Source organism: Tepidimonas aquatica, assembly GCF_007556585.1.
In the GTDB taxonomy this organism is placed as follows: domain Bacteria; phylum Pseudomonadota; class Gammaproteobacteria; order Burkholderiales; family Burkholderiaceae_C; genus Tepidimonas; species Tepidimonas aquatica.
The window spans coordinates 1-519 of record NZ_VJNA01000097.1; the positions used below are offsets into that span (position 1 = coordinate 1).

Sequence of the window (519 nt, forward strand, 5' to 3'; positions counted from 1 at the left end):
CGAGGACGGCAAGATGGCGCTGGAAGACAAGTTCGGACGGGCTATCCACCTGAAAGAGGGGCAATCGCTCGAAACGGTCGATGGCCAGAAGATTACAGCCAACGGCAACGAGGTCGCTCGACTCGATTTTCTTCTCCGTAAGGGTCATTCCAACCATTGACTACTCGATTCAATTCGTGAACTGCACGCCAGCGGATGTCGGGCCAACTCGTTGACCAACACGCGCTGGCGGGCCATCGGTCATAGCTGGGGCTAACCACTCGATGGTAGGCTGCGACGCTACCGGTCAATCGGCGCCGCACAAGGTGGGTAATCCCCCCGCAAAACCAGTGCGCTGAGAAGTAGTCGCCCCTGAAAAATTCATTTCAAGCCACGCCCAGCCGGATTGAAGCGGGTTGCGTTCCCATCGGCCGGGATCTTGGCGACCATCCAGCCCCAACGGCACGCAAAGCCCACGCCATGCGCAGGCGCAACAAAAGCTGGGCCAAGAAGGTGATGCCCTTCTTGACGATCATGCGC

At 58.8% G+C, this 519-nt stretch carries 1 protein-coding gene; it reads left to right on the forward strand.

Annotated features, from left to right (window positions below; genetic code table 11):
- The first annotated feature begins 13 nt into the window (after positions 1 to 13).
- Positions 14 to 160: a CopK family periplasmic copper-binding protein gene (locus Taqua_RS13160; protein WP_246094733.1), complete on the forward strand. Its 147-nt coding sequence runs from the start codon at positions 14 to 16 to the stop codon at positions 158 to 160.
- The last annotated feature ends 359 nt before the right edge of the window (positions 161 to 519 follow it).